Annotated in this window: 18 protein-coding genes; 8 read left to right on the plus strand and 10 right to left on the minus strand. The window is 50.3% G+C overall.

Annotation, left to right across the window (positions count from 1 at the left end; translation table 11 throughout):
• Positions 1 to 6 precede the first annotated feature (6 nt).
• The 5 genes from M1D61_RS03755 to M1D61_RS03775 all read right to left on the minus strand — a co-directional run bounded on the left by M1D61_RS03755 (position 7) and on the right by M1D61_RS03775 (position 6,778).
• Positions 7 to 1,179 carry an ABC transporter permease gene (locus M1D61_RS03755; RefSeq protein ID WP_458121224.1) on the minus strand — a complete coding sequence of 391 codons (1,173 nt, stop codon included), beginning with the start codon at positions 1,177 to 1,179 and terminating at the stop codon, positions 7 to 9.
• Entirely contained in the window at positions 1,176 to 1,871 is a 696-nt protein-coding gene (locus M1D61_RS03760) for an ABC transporter ATP-binding protein (protein ID WP_458121225.1), read from the minus strand. Before M1D61_RS03760 ends, M1D61_RS03755 begins: the two co-directional genes overlap by 4 nt.
• Positions 1,868 to 3,166 (minus strand): efflux RND transporter periplasmic adaptor subunit, encoded by a 1,299-nt coding sequence (locus M1D61_RS03765; RefSeq protein ID WP_458121226.1) that lies wholly within the window; start codon positions 3,164 to 3,166, stop codon positions 1,868 to 1,870. The genes M1D61_RS03760 and M1D61_RS03765 overlap by 4 nt, the downstream gene beginning before the upstream one ends.
• Positions 3,163 to 5,928: a hypothetical protein gene (locus tag M1D61_RS03770; protein ID WP_458121227.1), complete on the minus strand. Its 2,766-nt coding sequence runs from the start codon at positions 5,926 to 5,928 to the stop codon at positions 3,163 to 3,165. Before M1D61_RS03770 ends, M1D61_RS03765 begins: the two co-directional genes overlap by 4 nt.
• A gap of 346 nt (positions 5,929 to 6,274) precedes the next feature.
• Positions 6,275 to 6,778: a DUF4334 domain-containing protein gene (locus M1D61_RS03775; protein ID WP_458121228.1), complete on the minus strand. Its 504-nt coding sequence runs from the start codon at positions 6,776 to 6,778 to the stop codon at positions 6,275 to 6,277.
• Between the two features lie 402 nt (positions 6,779 to 7,180).
• Here M1D61_RS03775 and M1D61_RS03780 point away from each other — a divergent pair, with 402 nt between their 5' ends.
• Complete coding sequence (locus M1D61_RS03780) at positions 7,181 to 8,530, plus strand: MFS transporter (RefSeq protein WP_458121229.1); 1,350 nt, start codon at positions 7,181 to 7,183, stop codon at positions 8,528 to 8,530.
• Positions 8,531 to 8,813: 283 nt separating this feature from the next.
• On the opposite strand, the gene M1D61_RS03785 is transcribed toward M1D61_RS03780, so the two are convergent.
• Positions 8,814 to 9,269, minus strand: coding sequence for a rhodanese-like domain-containing protein (locus tag M1D61_RS03785; protein WP_458121230.1), 456 nt, complete (start codon positions 9,267 to 9,269; stop codon positions 8,814 to 8,816).
• Between the two features lie 302 nt (positions 9,270 to 9,571).
• Between M1D61_RS03785 and M1D61_RS03790 the strand changes: the two genes are divergently transcribed.
• A complete protein-coding gene (locus tag M1D61_RS03790; protein ID WP_458121231.1) occupies positions 9,572 to 10,501 on the plus strand; it encodes a LysR family transcriptional regulator in 930 nt (309 codons plus the stop codon).
• Between the two features lie 132 nt (positions 10,502 to 10,633).
• Positions 10,634 to 11,560: a manganese-dependent inorganic pyrophosphatase gene (locus M1D61_RS03795; protein ID WP_458121232.1), complete on the plus strand. Its 927-nt coding sequence runs from the start codon at positions 10,634 to 10,636 to the stop codon at positions 11,558 to 11,560.
• Between the two features lie 158 nt (positions 11,561 to 11,718).
• On the opposite strand, the gene M1D61_RS03800 is transcribed toward M1D61_RS03795, so the two are convergent.
• From M1D61_RS03800 to M1D61_RS03810, 3 genes are all read right to left on the minus strand, one after another.
• Positions 11,719 to 11,892, minus strand: coding sequence for a hypothetical protein (locus M1D61_RS03800; protein ID WP_458121233.1), 174 nt, complete (start codon positions 11,890 to 11,892; stop codon positions 11,719 to 11,721).
• Between the two features lie 70 nt (positions 11,893 to 11,962).
• Positions 11,963 to 12,157 carry a hypothetical protein gene (locus tag M1D61_RS03805; protein WP_458121234.1) on the minus strand — a complete coding sequence of 65 codons (195 nt, stop codon included), beginning with the start codon at positions 12,155 to 12,157 and terminating at the stop codon, positions 11,963 to 11,965.
• Between the two features lie 217 nt (positions 12,158 to 12,374).
• Positions 12,375 to 13,031, minus strand: a complete 657-nt coding sequence (locus M1D61_RS03810; protein ID WP_458121235.1) for a MarR family winged helix-turn-helix transcriptional regulator — start codon at positions 13,029 to 13,031, stop codon at positions 12,375 to 12,377.
• A 247-nt stretch (positions 13,032 to 13,278) separates the two neighbouring features.
• On the opposite strand from M1D61_RS03810, the gene M1D61_RS03815 reads away from it, so the two are divergent.
• Positions 13,279 to 13,743, plus strand: coding sequence for an RrF2 family transcriptional regulator (locus M1D61_RS03815; RefSeq protein WP_458121236.1), 465 nt, complete (start codon positions 13,279 to 13,281; stop codon positions 13,741 to 13,743).
• A 125-nt stretch (positions 13,744 to 13,868) separates the two neighbouring features.
• Here the strand turns inward: M1D61_RS03815 and M1D61_RS03820 are convergent, their stop codons facing one another.
• The gene (locus M1D61_RS03820; protein WP_458121237.1) at positions 13,869 to 14,840 is read right to left on the minus strand and encodes a bile acid:sodium symporter family protein; all 972 of its coding nucleotides are present in this window, start codon (positions 14,838 to 14,840) and stop codon (positions 13,869 to 13,871) included.
• Between the two features lie 177 nt (positions 14,841 to 15,017).
• Here M1D61_RS03820 and M1D61_RS03825 point away from each other — a divergent pair, with 177 nt between their 5' ends.
• From M1D61_RS03825 to glpK, 4 genes are all read left to right on the plus strand, one after another.
• Positions 15,018 to 15,623, plus strand: a complete 606-nt coding sequence (locus tag M1D61_RS03825) for a DJ-1/PfpI family protein (RefSeq protein WP_458121238.1) — start codon at positions 15,018 to 15,020, stop codon at positions 15,621 to 15,623.
• Between the two features lie 77 nt (positions 15,624 to 15,700).
• Complete coding sequence (locus M1D61_RS03830) at positions 15,701 to 16,270, plus strand: glycerol-3-phosphate responsive antiterminator (protein WP_324292944.1); 570 nt, start codon at positions 15,701 to 15,703, stop codon at positions 16,268 to 16,270.
• Between the two features lie 250 nt (positions 16,271 to 16,520).
• Complete coding sequence (locus M1D61_RS03835) at positions 16,521 to 17,342, plus strand: MIP/aquaporin family protein (RefSeq protein WP_046216159.1); 822 nt, start codon at positions 16,521 to 16,523, stop codon at positions 17,340 to 17,342.
• A 92-nt stretch (positions 17,343 to 17,434) separates the two neighbouring features.
• Positions 17,435 to 18,928 (plus strand): glycerol kinase GlpK, encoded by a 1,494-nt coding sequence (glpK, locus tag M1D61_RS03840; RefSeq protein WP_458121239.1) that lies wholly within the window; start codon positions 17,435 to 17,437, stop codon positions 18,926 to 18,928.
• Positions 18,929 to 19,192 lie beyond the last annotated feature (264 nt).

Consider the following 19,192-nt stretch of genomic DNA (forward strand, 5'->3'; position numbering starts at 1 on the left):
ATGTCATCAATCGGTGCGGAGTGCATGGATCGGCCGCAGCCGGGAAGCTTTGTAGGCCGGACTGATACCAAATACGAGACCGATAAAAAAGGAAAACAAAAACGAGATCAGCACGATATCCCAGGCGTAATCGATAGGATTGCCGAGGAGCTTGCTAGCCAGAGAAGTCAGCCCGATGCCTGCCCCTATACCGATCAATCCGCCAAAGCTGCTCAGCACGATGGACTCGAACATAAACTGCATCAGAATATTGCTTTTCTTGGCACCCAGTGCTTTGCGGATGCCGATTTCCCGGGTACGTTCATTAACGGACATAATCATGATATTCATAATCCCGATACCGCCGACAATGAGGGAGATACCTGCAATACTGGCGAGGGCGGTAGACATCATCGCCGAGGTTTTCTCCGAACTCTCAATCATCTCCTGCGCATCAAATACATTGTAGGCTTCCGGATGATTTTTGAATTTATGGTTCAGACCGGCTTCCAGCTGGGCTTTGACTGCCGGAACATCCTGCCGATTCACTGCTTTGACGACAAAGGACTGAATGCCTTTGGTCTGCAAAAAGCGCTCGGCTGTAGCGATGGGAATCAGTACTTTGTCATCGTTCGAGCCGCTCAGGTCAGAGCCTTTGGGCTGGAGTACGCCCACTACTTTAAAGGGTATTCCATTTAGCCGTACATCCTGGCCGATCGGATTGCCGGCACCATACAGCTTGCTGGCAACCTCGGAGCCCAGTACAGCGACTGCCTGGCGATACTGGCTGTCGATATCCAGCAGGAAACGGCCGGCCCGGAGCTGATAATTTTTGAGAGGGCGGTAATTGGGTGTTACGCCTTCCAGTGAGGCATCCGTATGACGATTGCCGGATTTGGCGGTAGCACTGCCGGAGATGGTGGGAGAGACCAGATCGACGCCCTGAAGCTGACTGAAGGCATCTACCTCTTCATAGGTGAGTGAACTGGTTACTCCCATTCCCATAATGGATACCATCAGCTGGTTGGTACCCAGGCCGTCAAATTGCCCGGTGATCTGATTGGTAAAATTCCGTCCGACCGATACGACCAGAATAACGGAGGATACACCAATAATAATACCAAGCATGGTCAGAAAGGAACGTATTTTGTTACCAATCACACTTGTCATGGCCATCCGTATACTTTGAAAGAAGATCATAATTCAATCCTCCGATCTTCAGCGACCTGGCCATCATGAATACGGATGACCCGTTTGGCCTGCTCGGCGATCTCCAGATCATGGGTGATCAGAATGATGGTATGTCCCTGTGCATTCAGCGACTGCAGCATACTCATTACTTCTTTGCCTGTCTTGGGGTCCAGGGCACCTGTCGGTTCATCCGCCAGCAGCAGTGGAGGCTGACCGGCCAGTGCACGGGCAATTGCTACGCGCTGCTGCTGGCCCCCGGACAGCTGATTGGGACGGTGATGCATTCGTTCCTGCAGACCGACCTTGATCAATGCTTCCTCGGCGTTTCTTTTTCGTTCCCGGTAGGAGACGCCACGATAGATCAGGGGAAGTTCTACATTTTCAATAGCCGACAGCTTGGGCAGCAGATTGAAATTTTGAAAAATAAAGCCGATTTTCTCGTTGCGGATTCGGGCCAGACGGTTATCCGACAGTTTGCGTACATTTTGTCCATCCAGCAGATAGTTACCTTCATTCGGTAAATCCAGGCAGCCGATCATATTCATCAATGTCGACTTGCCTGATCCGGAAGGGCCGATAATCGCTACGAATTCGCCATGGTCGATAGTAAAGGAGATGCCCTGCAGAATCAGCGTACGCTGTCCTGCCATCGTGTAGCCATGCTGCAGATTCTCCATCTGGATCAGCAGTTCTGTGCTCATTGGCTGCCGCCTCCAGTGGAAGAACTACTGTCGGTTGACGTACTGGTACCGGTGGAAGAGCTGCTGTCGGTTGAACTGCCATCTGCCGAAAAGCCGGAATCAGTGTTCGCCGCAGTGTCACCCTCCGCTGAAGTGGTACTGTCGACAGCCCCCTCTCCTGTATCGGTGGCAGAGCTATCCATTGCGGCATCGGTACCGTCCATGGATAATCCGGCTCCGCCAAACATATCCGCTTCCGGTCCAACGACCTGGGAGCCTTCTTTGAGACCGCTTTTTACTTCGATCAAGCTTTCATTATGAATCCCGACCTCGATTTCTTTCTCTATAGTAGCAGGTGGAGTGCCTGCCGGAGCCTGCGGATCAGGCTTGCCCTGCAGCTGGACAAAGTATTTTCCATCCCGCTGGATAACGGTCTCGATCGGGAGAACGAGAATATTTTTTTTCTCTTCCACAAAAATAGTGGCCTGGGCCGACATACCTGCTTTGGCATTGGGGGCCTTGTCCATATGAATCGTAACGGCAAAGGTGGACACACCGTTTTTGATCGCTCCTTCATTGGCAATGGCTGACACCTGACCCGTGTAAGTCTTGTCAGGTAAGGCATCCAGCTGTATCGAAGCTTTCATGCCCATATGAATTTTGGGAATATTCATCTCATCGACCTGAATCGTGGCGCTCAGGTCCTGATAATCTACGATAGTGAACACTTCTGCGCCATTGCTGACTGCTCCGCCGGGTACGATGTTGACTTTGGTAATTGTCCCGCTGACCGGAGCAACCAGCGGATTATGGGGAATCTGGTCTTTTTGCAGCAGAGCGATCTCTTCCTCGGTGCTGGCAATATCGGTTTTGGCTTTTTCAATTGCCAGCTTGGCACTATCTATATCGGTCTGAACAGTGCTGTCCATAACGAGCTGTTTGTATTGTTCCTGCTTGTCGTGCAGGTCAGTCTGCTGCTGCTTGAGTGTAGTTACACGCTGCCGCATATCTTTGGAGACATCGGCGCCTTTGTAAGTCATCAGCACCTGTCCTTTTTTGACATTCATATTCAGTGTGCCGAGCACCTGATTCACATTGCCCTGGTCAGCAGCATAGACGATTGTCTGCTTGGTGGCTTTGGTGGCTCCGGAGCCTTTGATCTGAACAGAAATATTATCTTTTTGTACAGTAATCAGATTGGGCGGGATGACGGGTTCCGGCTCGGGTTTTGGCCAGAAATGGTAGATGGATACGGCTGCCGCTGCTGCGACGACAACGGTCGCAGCGGTGATCCAGATTGCTTTTCTGCTTCTCATGCTTTTCCTCCATTAGTGTTCGATGGGCTATTTTTGCTATTGTCCGTACTGCTGTTCTTGCTGGTGCTGCCTGTCTTTTCGGCACTGTCGGGTGTCCCAGGTTTGTCGGGATTCGCCGATGTATCGGGAGTATCCGGCGTGTCCGGAGTAACGGGTGCAGGTGCAGAACTGCCGGTGTTGGAAGAGTTGTCCACTGTTGTGAGCACCATATCCAGATTGTAGCTCTGGCTTCCCAGCTGAATGCGTTCACCCTGGAATTCGTCATACACATTGATGGTGAATTTTCTGGTTTTGGTTGTTTTGTAGGCACTGCTCGTCAGGGATGTGGAGTAGGCGAGCGATTGGCCTGCAGCCAGATCGGTACCCGGAATCATGGCTTTCTCCTGGATCTGACCGGATGGGTCCACCCACTGCATAATCAGGCGATGACCGGTGTCACCTGTCTCGTAATTGCTGTTTTTGGTCAGATTATAAGTCATGTTAAAGGAGACTGTATCCTGACCTTCCACCAGCGTACCGACAGCCCGTGTCATGGCAAAGGTATACGGGAACAGTTCCATCTCGCTGCTGAGTGTTGCGACCGGAGCCGGAGTCTGCTTTTTCAATGCAAGCTCTACCGTATTGATGTAAGCGGTAGGTGTGTCGTCCGCTTGAGCCAGCTGGCCTTCCTTGACGCCTTCTCCGATATACAGTGTCAGCTGGGACGTATTCACATTGGTCGGAAGCTGACTCCAGATAGTGATCAGATTTTTACCTTTTGGCCGGATCGCTTTGTTCGATTGGATAACGGAAGCTTCATAATATTCGTTATCCGCTGTTTTGTAATAGGCGACCAGTCGGGATGGATTGGATGTACGTGTCTCTTCGCTGCTCATTTCCAGCTCGGTATAGGCGATATTCTGGCCTGTACCCTGATAAGTAATGGTGCGTCGCTCCTTGACTTCGGCTCGCTTACCGGCTGTCGGGATATGGAACGAAGCGCCGCCGGCGATCTTGGATACAGCAGAACTGATTTGCCCTGTATTCAGTGTCAGGAAAGGCTCGGCAACAGCGGAAGTATCGGCTTTGGCCGGTACAGTGTTCAGTTCGATTTTGAGTTGGTTCAGGTTATGGTCATACGGGAAGCGGCCGATGACGTAATAGACGGCGCTGTCTCCTGCAGCCAGGGAAGAGGTATCGGTATTTTCCGCTACCAGCTGCACCGGGCTGCTCGTCCGGTTGTTCTCGGCTTTCATCTGTCCGTTCAGGTCCGGAATCGTCACTGAAGAGGAGCCGGCATTGCGCAGACGGATCTTGGCAACGACCATATCTTCCGTGGACCATGGCATCCGCTGGATCGAATCGAGTGTGACGCCGAAGCTGCCATAGCTGTTATCCACCGTATATTCCGTCTGCTGGGACTGCATCTGTTCCTGGGCATAAGGAATTTTATAAAAGGCGGTTGGCAGGGTAAACGTATCCGCAGCCGGAGCGGGAGCTGCTTCTTTGGTATCTGTGCTGTCCGTACTGCTGCTTGTAGGTGCAGAAGGCTCAACCAGCTGCAGCTGCAGTGCACTTTGCTTGAGCTTGAGCGGTATGTCGACAGCCAGCTGGATCACTTTGTCTTCCAGCGGTTTCAGCGTAACGCCGCTGAGCGCTTTGGTAGAGATCGGGAAAGCATAGCCTTCGGACGATTTGATCGCGAGTTCATAGACGGGCAGCGTGACGGCCTGGCTGCTGGTGTTTTTGATGCGGAACTGCATAACCCAGGCGGCTTTGTCGCCGTTCGTTGACATGCTGGCCTGCTTGAGCTGCGTCTCTACGGTGCTGCTGCCGATCGTCAGCTTTTTGACCTTGTTGGCAGGGACGACCAGACTGGAAGTGGTGGTACCAGGCAGTTGGAAAGAGGCGACAGGCAGTTCCAGCTGCAGTGTCGGTTCATTGCGGGTAATGAGCAGTGACATCTTTTTCATATTTAAAGCCGCCGGAATCTCGGTCAGATAGGTGACGGTTCGGCTGCTTCCCGGCTGAATGCTGTATTCGCGGCCTGCATGGTCCAGCTGCAGCTCAAACGAAGAGCCGCCAGCCGATTCGAGATACGTCTTGTAGCTCGGTGAGCTGAGCGTCTCGGAGCCCTTGTTGGTAATATTCAGCATGACGACAGCATAGGATTTATCGTTAAATCGGATAGTCTGCAGTTTCTCTGCCTTCAGGATCATCGCCAGGTTATTGATAACGACTTTTTTGCTCTGTCCCTGGGAAATGGCAGAAGAATAGGCGGCAGGAAGCTTGAAGCTGCCCAGCTTTTTCTCATAGTTGGAGCTGTTAAAGTCCCAACCGAACATGGTGACCCGGGTTCCTTTGAGACTGGCTGCTGTACCGGAATTGATATAATAGGTGACGGATAACTGATTGTGGGCGGGCACGATCGTTTTGGTTTTGTTCTCGGGCAGGATGGTGCCTTTGACAGTGATTCCCTCTGTGGTCGTAACTTTGGAAAAGGCGTTGATAAGCTTGTATGGACTGGACGTATTATTGGTGTAGGTGAGGGTATAGATAAGGATACTGCCGGTGTTTTTGCGGGCCATCTGGATATTGCTCAGCTTGGCGCTTACGCCGGACTGCAAACTCACCGCAGACAGGGTACCCAGCGAACTTGTACGCTGCAGATGGATAGGATTAGCGGAAATGCTGACTGGCGCACCCAGTGCGGGGGTGGTCATACTCTGACTGGCTGTCACAATTCCAGCCAGCAGTAACAAATAAGTCGGATAATTCTTCATCGATTTCCCTCCTGATATTCAGAGCTCTCTCTGAGCCGATCCTCATGTATGAAGCTACTGACTTATCATAGAAGAAGGTTCTAACATGTCCATAAATAAAAGAACATCAATTATGTACGGAATCTAAAATAAAGTTAAACTTTTCTTAAACTGGCCGCCCGGACAGCAGCAGCCAAACAGTGTTGCTCACAAAACGTATAATAAGACTACGCACTGCATTACTGTATTATTTGTGGGCATACCTCATAAAAAATCCCTGTGCAGTCATCATGACCACACAGGGACTTCGACATAATAGATGCGAAAAGGAATCCACATTATATAACAGCTATTAACATAACAACTGTTAGCGAATCGCCGGTGCACCGAGCTTTTTGAGATAAAAGAAATACGGCAGCGGATTATTCTTCATATCCATCATGCCCATGACCACATCTACGCTGACTTTGCGGAAATGATCCATAATCGGCAGATGATCGTAAATCATCGTTGCTGTAATGCGTCCACGGTGTTCGATCATGCGCAGCCGGGCTTCTCCGCCATCGCTCGGTACCAGCTTCATCTTGTCCATCAGACGGCCTGGATCGGCAGCGAAGATGCTGCCATTTTTTTTATAAAAAAGCAAAGGATCAACGTTATCGATGGAATGAAAAGCCTTGCCGTACCAGTGCAGCTTTTCCAGTGTTCCCTCCATCGGATGACCGGTGCGCAGCTCGAATCCACGCCAGGTTCCGATCATCTCTTCCAGTTCTACGACATCCAATTCATCATAGAAGTCCAGTGCTTCTTCCCTTGAAATCTGGTCTTGATAGGTCATACTCCAGAATTGCGGTTCCATCGTCTCGATCATACGAGTTCCTCCCTTAATGAGATTCTTGCTGGCTGTATCGATAGTTCCATAGCAGAGGAAGACATCCATTTGTTGAAGATAAATAGGTCTTATTTAATACTTATACTGGTTCTGTGGTCTTTAATCGCCAGTTCCATAAAAAGATATAAACCAATTGGATACAGCAGCAAAAATCGCTGCCTGATGCATCATATGGAAATGTCAGTCGCTCTTTTGATTGTAAATTTAGATTGTCTATTATAAACTGGAAAACAATTCAGAATAGAAAGGAGGAGGCGCAATGAAATACATACAGGAACCATCCGAAGATCGACAGGTACGCTGTAGCAGCGAACCAGATGACTTAAACCAGGGATGGTTTCCTTATGGATCTGTCCCTGACCAAGAGAGGGGATATTAGTAATGAAATACATAAGTTCATCCAAAGGGCAAGAGATGCTGTCTTCCTGGAAATATCCAGCGATTCTGCTGACAGGTATCGGAATTGCCTATACAGGAGATTGGATCTTCCTGATTGCCTTGAATCTAACGATGCTGGACATGTCGGGCTCGGCGCTGGCTATCGCCGGGCTGTATATGCTTCAGCCATTTGCTGCATTATGTACGAATGGCTGGGCCGGCAGTCTGATCGATCGGATGAATAAGCGTAATCTGATGGTAATGCTGGATCTAATGCGAGCTGTGCTGTTGTTTACACTGCCGTTTTTTGATCGGATCTGGCCCATTTACGGGGTGGTCTGGTTTATTTATATGGCCAGCGCAGTATTTCGCCCGTCTTCGATGGCTTATATTGTTCAGCTCGTTCCAAGTGATCACCGCAAACGGTTTAATGCGGTGCAGAGCCTGATCAGTTCAGGAGCATTTCTGATCGGACCGGCGATAGCGGGTCTGCTGTTCCTAATCATGAGCCCGCAATCAGCGATCATTCTGACGGCAGCAGGTTTCTTATGCTCCGGACTGATAACGATGCTGCTGCCTGATCTGGAGCGTTCTGCGGGTACTTCTGCGGTAATAGCTCAAAAGCATGCCGCCCGCAAATTACGCAGCTGGCTAAAGCTGAATGAAGAAGGGCAGCACAGCGGGGACAGCGCGTCTTCGGCAATGTCATGGGCACTGTTGAAAAAAGACTGGACCGAAGTCGCCATCTTTAGCAGTCAGCACAAAATGGCTACAACGATTTACCTGCTGTTCTATCTGATTATGGTGCTGGCTGCCGGTCTGGATTCCCAGGAAGTGGCGCTAACCAAAGAAGTGCTGCATGTAACCGATAGCGAATACAGCTATCTGGTCAGTATTGCAGGTGCAGGTCTGGGTGTGGGTGCACTGGTGAATATGCTGGTGATCAAGCGACTGTCGGTGGCCTGGCTGCTGGGTGCCGGAGCGATCGGAACAGGGATCGGTTATATAATCTATGCTTTTGGAGGTTCACTGATGATGGCTGGAACAGGTTTCTTCCTGCTGGCTTTCAGTCTGGCCTTTGCCAATACAGGATTTACTACGTTTTATCAGAATCATGTGCCTGCCAGCATGATGGGCCGGATCAGCAGTGTATATAGTCTGGTCATGGCCGTACAGCAGATCGTCTGCGTCTTCCTGATTGGAGCCGCCGCCCAGCTCTGGTCCATATCCGGCGCTGTACAGACAGGTGCCGTACTCATGCTGCTGGTAGCGATAATGCTTTATTGCATCAGCATCCGATATCTCCCTGTACAGAGTGAAGCCAAGAGAATTCTGCCAGCGCCCGATATTTAAAAAGGAAGATCGACCGCTGGGAGGTCATTCCAGATATCCCTTCTTAGCCGGAAGAAGTAGTGGAATCTCGTTTCACAGCGGATGTACTCACTATATTCAGACCACCCTCCACCTGCCAAGGGAATTATTAACAAATTATCCCCGCTATCCACGGTTCCACAGCCCGAAAACCAGTTATCCACTGTGGATAAAAAACATCCCCGGTAATCTGTACATATACAGATTACCGGGGATTTAATTTAACATGGGAAGATGAGTAGTAGAAACCAGAATATGCGATTCCTCAGCAACTGCCAGGTGCCTGCCAGTACATTGGAGCCTCTTTCCCAAGTGTGCCCTCTACAGAGCCACCTTCCTGACGCCAGTACTCCATCCCGCCGATCATTTCCTTGACCGGAAATCCCAGCTGGGCCAGCTTGGCAGCTGCACGGGTGGCCCCATTGCAGGCGGGTCCCCAGCAGTAGGTAATAATCATCTGTTCCCGATCCCAGGAAGCTGTATTCTCCGCTGTAATTCGGCGGCCGGGCAGGGAGAGGGCGCCGGGAATATGGCATTCCGTATATGCTTGTTCATCCCGAACATCGAGCAGGATAAAAGAGGTAATGCCTTTGCCCAGATCTGCCGCCACATCAGCGACATCTGTCTCGTAGGCCAGACGTTGGGAGAAGTGACGGTAGGCTTCTTCCGGGGATGCAGCAGGAATCTCGGTAACCGATGAAAAGCGTGGTCGTGTGTTCATTGCAGTCAGCTCCTTTAATATAGAAATCATTGATCCAAAATGCTGTCAGGCAGCTCCTCTACCAGATGCTGGTTGAGGCCATACCGGCGTCATGCTGTCTTCTCTACGAATTGTACAGGACGGCAAGGCGGCAAGTAGGATGAAGTTATGAATAGCAGTGATCGGTATGATCGATAACGCATCCGTATTCGGACAACCTATCGATCCATCCACTGTGAATAACAATTTTGCTACAATAAAATCACGATTTGTCGTAAGCTGGACGCTATAGAATACATAGATACAGGGGGAGGGACATAGCGATGGAACTGCTCTATCTAAAAACATTTTGCGAGCTGATAAAATGGGGCAATTATACACGTACCGCCCTGGAACTGGATTATGCTCAGTCCAGCATTACCAACCATATCCAGCGGCTGGAGCAGCTGTATGGCGGTCAGCGTCTGCTGCAGCGCAGTGGCAATCAGGTTGTGCCTACATCGGCGGGAGAGCGATTGCTGCCCTATGCCCGGCAGCTGTTGGAACTGCAGCAGCAGGCAAAAGAGGCCGTGATTCATCAGCAGCCCGAAGCGCCGGTACTCACGATCGGTACGATCGAATCACTGTCGCTCTACTATCTGCCGGGATTGCTCGAAATCTTCCGCAATCAATATCCCGGATATAAAATTAAAATCGTACTCGGCCAGGAATCGGAGCTGATCCGGCAGGTGAGAGAGGGCAAGCTGGATCTGGCACTGATTCTGGACCAGCCTTATCAGAGTACCGGTATCGAGTGCAGGATATTGTTCGAAGCGCAGATGATGATCATCCTGCATCAGCAGCATCCGCTCGCCGGTGCGGCTTCCCTGTCGGCTGCAGCACTGACGGACCAGCCGCTGATCCTCACGGAAGAAGGATGCACCTACCGGGCAGGGCTGCTGGAGACGATGGCTCAGGCATCGCTTGATGCCGATGTACGCTGGGAACTGGGCAGTATCGAAGCGATCAAGCAGGGGGTACAGAAGCAGTGGGGGATCGGATTTTTACCGTCTTTTACAATGCTGGAGGAAGACCGGAAGCGGGGAATATGTGCGGTTCCATGGGCCGAGCAGAGCCGTCGTCTGTACGGCCAACTCATTCATCCGGTTCAGCTGTCGGCAGGTGCACAGTCCTTTCTGCAATTGGATCAGATGGATCTTATGAATTCTGTAATGGGTGCAGATCGTTCCATCCTCAACGAGTATAGTAATTAATGAACATTTATTCCTATAAACTTAGTCTGGATTAACTTCATTTTAATTTGGAAACAAGGTATACTATTGAAGAAAACGGGCAAGGTGAGATATACTTTTCCCGCAAACCTATATTACTAAAGGAGTGTCATTATGCCACAAGTATTGGTTTTTGGTCATAAAAATCCGGACACGGATACAATCACATCTGCAATCGTCTATGCAGCACTGAAAAAAGAACTGGGTGTCGATGCAGAAGCAGTACGCCTGGGTGAAGTGAATGGCGAGACCCAGTACGCACTGGACTACTTCAAAGTAGCTGCTCCGCGTCTGGTAGACAAAGTAAGCGAAGTGAAAGAAGTTATCCTCGTCGACCATAACGAGCGTCAGCAAAGTGCGGACGATATCGATCAGGTCACCGTAACCGAAGTTATCGACCACCATCGTATTGCCAACTTTGAGACAAGCGCACCGCTGTACTATCGCGCTGAGCCTGTAGGCTGCACAGCAACGATTCTGAACAAATTGTACAAGGAGAACGGTGTAACCATCTCCAAGGAAATCGCCGGTCTGATGCTGTCCGCGATCATCTCCGATTCCCTGCTGTTCAAATCTCCTACATGCACCGAGCAGGATGTAGCTGCGGCACGCGAACTGGCTGAAATCGCTGGTGTCGATGCCGAGAAATACGGACTGGACATGCTCAAAGCAGGTGCAGATCTGAGCGGCAAATCCGTCGAACAATTGATCTCCCTGGATGCCAAAGAATTCCAGATGGGTGATGCCAAAGTGGAAATCGCACAGGTAAATACAGTAGACGTAAACGACGTACTGTCCCAGCAGGCTGCTCTTGAGACAGCGATCAACGCTGTTATCGAGAAAAAAGGTCTGGATCTGTTCCTGTTCGTCGTAACCGACATTCTGAACAATGACTCTGTCGGTCTGGCACTGGGTAAACGTACAGATGTTGTGGAAAAAGCATACAACGTCTCCCTGGATAACCACACAGCTATGCTGAAAGGTGTCGTATCCCGTAAATCCCAGGTCGTTCCGGTTCTGACCGATACATTTGCCCAATAATCGTTTTGGCGATTGGATATTTATAATGCCGGCTTGATCCGTCAGTGAATACATAAGATGACGCAGCTGGTCATACATGCCCAAAGAAAAAGCTGTTCCGCAAGCGAAAAAGTGGGAACTGTCCTTGTTAAAGTCAACAGGGGACAGTTCGATCAATTTCACTGTGGAACAGCCTTTTTTATTATGCCGATATAGAGGATAGGCAGCACGTTAGGACCGGGAGAACCGGAAGCATCAGGCAGACTGCCCGGTGCGCCGGATGGAGGGCCGCCCACTCCGGGTGGACCTCCTGCTTCCGGAGACGGACCACCGGCTGGTGCGGAGACGGCCATTTTGGCCAGCTTTTGCTTTTCCTATAGTCCGCGGGCAATGACGAGCCCCGAAACGGTGCGCTGCGAAGTCCTAGACTGCGCAGGAATTTGAACATCCATACAAACGGGAAAAAGTCACTGATCTGGAGCTGAGCGTAGTGCTGCGGGAAGATTGGGACAGGGTCACCTGATCATGGCCTTTGGCCTGCAGCAGGAATCCACCGCCCAGCAGGCAGGCGATAGAAATCACGGGGATAACCAAACTTGCGATTTGATTGCGATTCATGAATAATAACTCTCCTTGATACTTGGGATGGATAAATGGGTGAATACATTCTGCAGATCATTACTATGACTGATGGATTTGGCTGCCGCCGCAGTTCTGTCGATTCCGTATACAAGCAGCGGTAGTGGGACATCCGAATTTCACCTTTAAATCATAAAGTAAGCCAGCTAACAAAATAACGGGTAATGGGCATTAATATGCCCGGAGGAATGGTGATTTAAATTTTTTCCGCTTCCGAAATACCCAGCTGTATTTTCTGTATCAGCTCCAGCAGCACTTCGCGTTCTGCTTCGGATAGATGGCTCATAATACGAGATGTACTCGTAAAATGAACAGGCAGCAGATCATTCATTAACGATGTTCCTTCATCGGTAAGATGAATAATGCTCATACGGCGATCGGAAGGGTGGTTCTGGCGGGTAACAAGTCCGTCACGCTCCATGCGTTCGATCAGACCGGTAACCGTAGCTTTGGTAATGCCTGCCCGCTCGGCCAGCTCGGTCGCCAGCAGTCCGGTATCCTGGTAGCGGTACAACAAAATAAGCAAGGCAAACTTGCCGCTCGAAATACCGAATTGTTCGTATCGTTGTGTGCTGACTCTAAACATATTGGATGACGTGCGCATAAACAGCAGCATCGCTTCTGTTGCGGTAATATCAATTTCAGGAATACGCTCTGAGAATTTCTGAAGCATCTCACGGGTAGGCAGATCACGCATATCAAAATCCATAGCTAATTCTTCCTCTTCAAAAAGATTCGCAGTCATCCGCATGTACAGATGGATAATCTCCATGGCGGCATCGTCGCGTGTTCTATGATTATACAGTGAAAGTTCTCCGTGTGTCTCGGGCGACTGCCAATTGTCAGGATGCAACTTGATTTCCTCTTTTCCAAATATAGAAATATAAATTTTAAACTTGTTAGCTGGCTAACAATATAGAAGAACTACATTCATTCATCCATATTTACAGGTCCAGTTTACTAGCTTGCTTATGATAGTCCAAATTTTATTTTTTGGCAATTCAAATTTTTGTGTACATAAATGAGAGGAATGTACAAATTCACATTGCTTTGCCTTATTGACTGAGCTAAAATTTGAAGTTAAGACAGGGGGGAAGGTTATGACTACATCCAGAACCAGATCGATTGGACCGGCCCGCTTCAATACGGCAGTTCAGGCACTGGCAGGTTTGGCCTGCAACGGGGGAACCGTATCGAGTTCAGTCATTGCTGCACAGGTTCAGTCGCATGCGACTTTTCTGCGCAGGATTCTGGCTACACTGGCAAGCCATGGAATTGTGGATACGCGTGAAGGCAGAGACGGAGGTTATTCCTTGAAAATATCGGCGGATACACTGACACTGGCCGATATTTATCAGGCGATTCGCAATGAAGAAGCAGAACAGTCTGCATCCGATGGCTGCATGGAACACAGCAGCACCGAAATCGGAGGCATTCTCAAAAATGTAATGATGGATGCCGAGCGGCAGGCGATCGAATATCTCAAGCAGTACACGCTGTCCGATCTGCTGCGCGAAGCCAATCAGAGGAAACTAACGGATATTGCCGGACTGCTGAAGAATTAAAATGTAATCAGGGGAAAGCACTACCAATAGCAGACCAACAGCTGAAAGCCCGGCCGACGATGATGGCACATCGTTGGCCGGGCTTATTGTATATAACCTGGAACAGCCTGAGAAAAGTCGCCTGTTTATTCTCCGGCAGAAGCAGCAGTAACCGCAGCCTTCTGTTCTTCCTGCGCTGCCCGGCGGGCAAACCAGGTGGCGAGCAGGGAACCGGAAATATTATGCCATACACTGAAAATGGCGCTTGGTACAGCCGCCAGTGGATTGAAATGGGCAGCAGCCAGGCTGGCACCGAGTCCGGAGTTCTGCATACCGGTCTCAAATACAATCGCACGGCGCTGAGCCGGATTCATGCGGATCAACCGGGCGAACAGATAACCAAGCAGATAACCAAGACCATTATGCAGAATAACGACAGCAAAAATCAGCAGACCGGACTCTACAATATGGGGCTTGTTTAATCCGACGACAATCGCTACGATAAGAACAATCGCCAGTGTCGATACGGCAGGCAGCGCTACGGTGGCAGCTTCCGCTTGTCTGCGGAACAGCGCCTTGACGATAACGCCGAGCACAATCGGTACGATGACGACTTTGAGGATATCAAGGATCAGACTGCCTGCGCTGACATGCATCCATTGTCCCGCAAGCAGCGAGATCATTGCCGGTGTCGCCAGCGGTGCAATCAGTGTAGATACCGATGCAATGGATACCCCGAGTGCCACATCCCCGCGGGCGAGAAATGTCATCACATTGGAGGCTGTGCCACTCGGACAGCAGCCGACCAAAATGACTCCTACCGCAATGTCCGGCGGCAGATGCAGCGCTATAGCCAGTCCATAGGCGAGCAGCGGCATGATCAGGTAATGGCCGACCACGCCGAGCGCCACATCCAGCGGACGCCGGAACACTTCACGAAAATCTGCCGACGATAATGTCAGTCCCATCCCGAACATCACGATACCGAGCAGCAGAGAGATTTGTCCTTTGAGCCCAATAAACCAGGAGGGCAGGAAAAAGCCGAGCAGGGCAAACAAAATCACCCAGATTGAAAATGTATTACCGATCACTTTACTGACGCGTGCAACTGCATGCATTATTCATTCTCCATTCTGTCTTTTATGTAGGTAATAGGCTGTTCCAAATAACAGTGTTCAAATTTTACTATAAAAAACCTTACATAACTATTGTCCTGCATCCAAGAAAAATACTGCTATTTGCGTCTCTATTTGTTCGTGATGCACAAAATCTATCCCATAGAAAAGAGGAAAACAATGAATCATGCAGAGCAGCCTATCTATCATGTGGGACTATTCCTCTTCAATGAAGTGGAAGTGCTGGACTTTGCCGGACCGTTCGAGGTATTCTCAATCACGGTGCGCAGTGACCAAACCAAGGCTTTTCGCGTACATACCGTATCGGCGGATGGGCAGATGATCACTGCCCGCAATGGTCTGCAGGTGCAGCCGGAATGCAGCTTTGCTACATTGCCGCCTATTGATATACTGATTATTCCCGGAGGTTACGGAGCGGAAGAGATCGAGATTCATAAGCCTGAAGTGATCGAGTGGATTCGCAGTCATGCCAGTCAGGAACGTCTGGTAGCCTCGATCTGTACAGGTGCCTTGCTGCTGGCAGAGGCCGGTCTGCTGGATGGTCGTTCAGCGACCACACACTGGATGGATCTGGAACGGCTTGCCCGCGATTATCCGCTGGTCGATGTACGCTCCGGCGTGAAGTATATAGATGAAGGCCAGATCATGACTTCCGGCGGAATCTCCGCAGGTATCCATTTATCGCTGCATATTGTGAGCAGTTATCTGGGTATGGAGACTGCACGCATGACTGCAAGGCGGATGGAGTATGACTGGGCAGAATAAGGATTACAGTTAAATCCTGTACATGATCCGGCGGCCGCTCTCCAATCTAATTACAGGGATCTAATGAATTTGAAGAAATGAGTGATTACAGTATGTATGAAGGACAAGCCATTTTACCGGCAGCCAAAAATATGAAGCAGTTCGAACAGCTGCTGGACAGCTCTTACCAGTATGGCGTATTTCTCGATACCCATGTAGCCCAGCTGAAAAGCATCTATAGAATGGCAGGCAGCCGCAACAAGCAGATGTTTTTGCATGCCGATCTGGTACATGGGCTCAAAAATGATGAATATGCGGCAGAATACCTTTGCCAGGAAATCAAGCCGTTTGGCATTATCTCTACCCGGGGGAATGTCATTATGAAAGCCAAGCAAAAAGGCGTGCTGGCGATCCAGCGTATCTTTATGCTCGATACGATTGCACTGGAGAAAAGTTATGCGCTGCTGGAGAAGACACAGCCTGATTATATCGAAGTACTGCCCGGCGTCGTACCCCATATGATCCGCGAAGTCGTCGAACGTGCCGGCATTCCTGTCTTTGCCGGCGGACTGATCCGTACGGTGGAAGATGTGGAGAGTGCCCTTGCAGCCGGAGCGACAGCAGTCACGACCTCCAACGGGTACCTGTTTAACCGATATCAGCGATGATGAAGATCACATAATTACATGAAGAACAAATGAAAAAAATGATGTTGACACCGCTTACATGTTACGATATGATGAACATAAGTTAATACATGTGACGGAGAACCGGAGAGCCACGCAAAAGCCCTTGCTATTATGAGGGAGATTTGCGATGGCTCTTTTGCGTCTGTTCACGTTTATTACCATAATTACACATACGGACAAGTCAGAACAGACAAGTCAGAGATTTTTCAAATCGAATGGAGGTTATATGATGTCACCGTTTATAGCTGAACTGGTCGGAACCATGATCCTGATTGCCCTGGGTGGCGGTGTCTGTGCAGGGGTATCCCTTCGCAAGACATTTGCTGAGAATTCAGGCTGGATGGTAATCGGAGCAGGATGGGGACTCGCTGTAGCCATGGCAGTCTACGCCGTAGGCAGCGTCAGTGGCGCTCACTTGAATCCGGCAGTCACACTGGCGCTCGCATTTAATGGCGATTTTGCCTGGAGTCAGGTTCCTTCTTATATCCTGGCCCAGATTATCGGAGCCATGCTGGGTGCACTGCTGGTATACTTCCAGTATCTGCCCCACTGGAAAGAAACGCCGGACCCCGCTGCCAAACTGGGCGTATTCTCCACTTCACCTGCGATCCAGCATCCGGTCGGCAATATGCTGAGTGAAATTATCGGTACATTTATCTTTGTCATGGTATTGTTATCTATGGGTGCCAACGAATTTACACAGGGCATTCATCCGCTGATCGTCGGTCTGCTGGTAGTGAGTATCGGATTGTCGCTCGGCGGTACGACCGGATATGCGATCAACCCTGCACGTGACTTTGGTCCGCGTCTGATGCACTTCCTGCTGCCGATTCCGGGCAAAGGACCTTCCAACTGGAAATATGCCTGGGTACCGGTCGTTGGACCGCTGCTGGGCGGGTCTCTGGGCGGATTATTCTACAAAAATGTATTTCTGGGACAGAGCACGCCGATGCTGTGGATACTGCTGGCGGTTACGATCGTCTGCCTGTTCCTCGCTCATCTGGCTGGACGCCGAATCCAGCGTACCGCTTCCGGACAGGCTGCTGCGTAAGCAGCCTCTCGTATCGGTCATTTCTTATAGCTGATATTACAAATTATGATATTGCAAATTCGATAGTGATAATCCCGAGGAGGAACTAACATATGGAACAGTATATTATGGCATTGGATCAGGGAACGACGAGCTCCCGCGCAATTTTGTTTAACAAAAAAGGTGAGATTCACTATATGGCACAGCGTGAATTTCCGCAGTATTTCCCGAAGCCGGGTCATGTCGAGCAAAATGCCGATGAGATCTGGAGCTCCATTCTGGCTGTTATCGCTTCCTGTCTGTCCGAATCCCATGTAAAGCCGAACCAGATTGCCGGAATCGGCATTACCAACCAGCGCGAGACTACCGTGATCTGGGACCGTAAAACCGGCGATCCGGTCTACAATGTACTCGTATGGCAGTCCCGTCAGAGCGCTTATATCTGCGAAGAGCTCAAATCCAAAGGTCTGGAACAGACGTTCCGCGACAAGACAGGTCTGCTGATCGATCCTTATTTCTCCGGTACCAAGGTGAAATGGATCCTCGATAACGTGGATGGTGTACGTGAGCGTGCTGAACGCGGTGAGCTGATGTTCGGTACGATTGATACATGGCTGATCTGGAAACTGTCCGGCGGCAAAGCCCATGTGACCGATTATTCCAATGCATCCCGTACACTGATGTATAATATCTACGATCTGAAATGGGATCAGGAGCTGCTGGATATTCTCGGTGTACCGGCATCCCTGCTGCCAGAAGTGCGTCCTTCCTCCGAAGTATATGCCCATACGATCGATTACCATTTCTTCGGCCAGAGTGTTCCGATTGCCGGAGCGGCCGGTGACCAGCAGGCTGCCTTGTTCGGACAAGCCTGTTATGAAAGAGGTTCGGTTAAAAACACATACGGCACAGGCTGCTTCATGCTGATGAACACCGGCGAAGAGCCGATCCGCTCTGAGCATGGACTGATCACAACGATCGCCTGCGGCGTAGGCGAGAAAATCAACTACGCGCTGGAAGGCAGTATTTTCGTAGCTGGCTCCGCGATTCAGTGGCTGCGTGATGGACTGCGCATGTTCCGCGATGCGGCTGAAAGTGAAACCTATGCATCCCGCGTGGAATCTACCGAAGGCGTCTATATCGTTCCGGCCTTTGTCGGATTGGGCAGTCCGTACTGGGATAGCGATGTGCGCGGTGCAGCCTTTGGCCTGACACGCGGCACGAGCAAAGAGCACTTTATCCGGGCGACCCTGGAATCGCTGGCTTATCAGACCAAAGATGTACTGACCGCGATGGAGAGCGACAGCGGCGTGACCGTAGGTTCCCTCAAAGTCGATGGCGGCGCAGTCAAAAACGGCTTCCTGATGCAGTTCCAGAGCGATATCCTCGGCGTAACGGTTGAGCGTCCGGCTGTTAACGAGACGACGGCACTGGGAGCCGCCTATCTGGCGGGTCTTGCTGTCGGCTACTGGGAGAGCCTGGACGAGATCGCGTCCACGCACAGCGAACTGATCGACAACTTCGAGCCGAAAATGGAAGAAAAACAGCGTGAAGAACTGTACGGCGGCTGGCAAAAAGCGGTTCATGCAGCGATGGCATTTAAATAATACGGTGCAGGCAGGACTCATACAGCCTGTACAACTCGATTTAGCCTGATTGGACTCATATATCATATAAAAGCCTTTTTGGCCGGACGTTCCGGGGATCATATCTCCCTGGCAAACTCCGGTTCAAAAAGGCTTTTTAAATGTAGCTGCTCGTGTAGGCTCTGCTTCATTTAAAAGGCACAAAGAAGCGTAATAACTGCAGACATGGCAGCAAACAGGCAGAGTATGCATCCGTTTACATAACCGTCCAAAAAATAGTGGCTG

The organism is Paenibacillus sp. Z6-24 (assembly GCF_054161335.1).

Bases quoted from the DNA above. Each gene is read 5' to 3' on its own strand.
- M1D61_RS03790 (WP_458121231.1), top strand. From the start codon at position 9,572: ATGGAACTGCTCTATCTAAAAACATTTTGCGAGCTGATAAAATGGGGC.
- M1D61_RS03755 (WP_458121224.1), bottom strand. From the start codon at position 1,179: ATGATCTTCTTTCAAAGTATACGGATGGCCATGACAAGTGTGATTGGT.
- M1D61_RS03820 (WP_458121237.1), bottom strand. From the start codon at position 14,840: ATGCATGCAGTTGCACGCGTCAGTAAAGTGATCGGTAATACATTTTCA.
- M1D61_RS03760 (WP_458121225.1), bottom strand. From the start codon at position 1,871: ATGAGCACAGAACTGCTGATCCAGATGGAGAATCTGCAGCATGGCTAC.
- M1D61_RS03795 (WP_458121232.1), top strand. From the start codon at position 10,634: ATGCCACAAGTATTGGTTTTTGGTCATAAAAATCCGGACACGGATACA.
- M1D61_RS03775 (WP_458121228.1), bottom strand. From the start codon at position 6,778: ATGATCGAGACGATGGAACCGCAATTCTGGAGTATGACCTATCAAGAC.
- M1D61_RS03785 (WP_458121230.1), bottom strand. From the start codon at position 9,269: ATGAACACACGACCACGCTTTTCATCGGTTACCGAGATTCCTGCTGCA.
- M1D61_RS03830 (WP_324292944.1), top strand. From the start codon at position 15,701: ATGAGTGATTACAGTATGTATGAAGGACAAGCCATTTTACCGGCAGCC.
- M1D61_RS03825 (WP_458121238.1), top strand. From the start codon at position 15,018: ATGAATCATGCAGAGCAGCCTATCTATCATGTGGGACTATTCCTCTTC.
- M1D61_RS03805 (WP_458121234.1), bottom strand. From the start codon at position 12,157: ATGAATCGCAATCAAATCGCAAGTTTGGTTATCCCCGTGATTTCTATC.
- M1D61_RS03800 (WP_458121233.1), bottom strand. From the start codon at position 11,892: ATGGCCGTCTCCGCACCAGCCGGTGGTCCGTCTCCGGAAGCAGGAGGT.
- M1D61_RS03770 (WP_458121227.1), bottom strand. From the start codon at position 5,928: ATGAAGAATTATCCGACTTATTTGTTACTGCTGGCTGGAATTGTGACA.
- M1D61_RS03835 (WP_046216159.1), top strand. From the start codon at position 16,521: ATGTCACCGTTTATAGCTGAACTGGTCGGAACCATGATCCTGATTGCC.
- glpK (WP_458121239.1), top strand. From the start codon at position 17,435: ATGGAACAGTATATTATGGCATTGGATCAGGGAACGACGAGCTCCCGC.
- M1D61_RS03780 (WP_458121229.1), top strand. From the start codon at position 7,181: ATGAAATACATAAGTTCATCCAAAGGGCAAGAGATGCTGTCTTCCTGG.
- M1D61_RS03815 (WP_458121236.1), top strand. From the start codon at position 13,279: ATGACTACATCCAGAACCAGATCGATTGGACCGGCCCGCTTCAATACG.
- M1D61_RS03765 (WP_458121226.1), bottom strand. From the start codon at position 3,166: ATGAGAAGCAGAAAAGCAATCTGGATCACCGCTGCGACCGTTGTCGTC.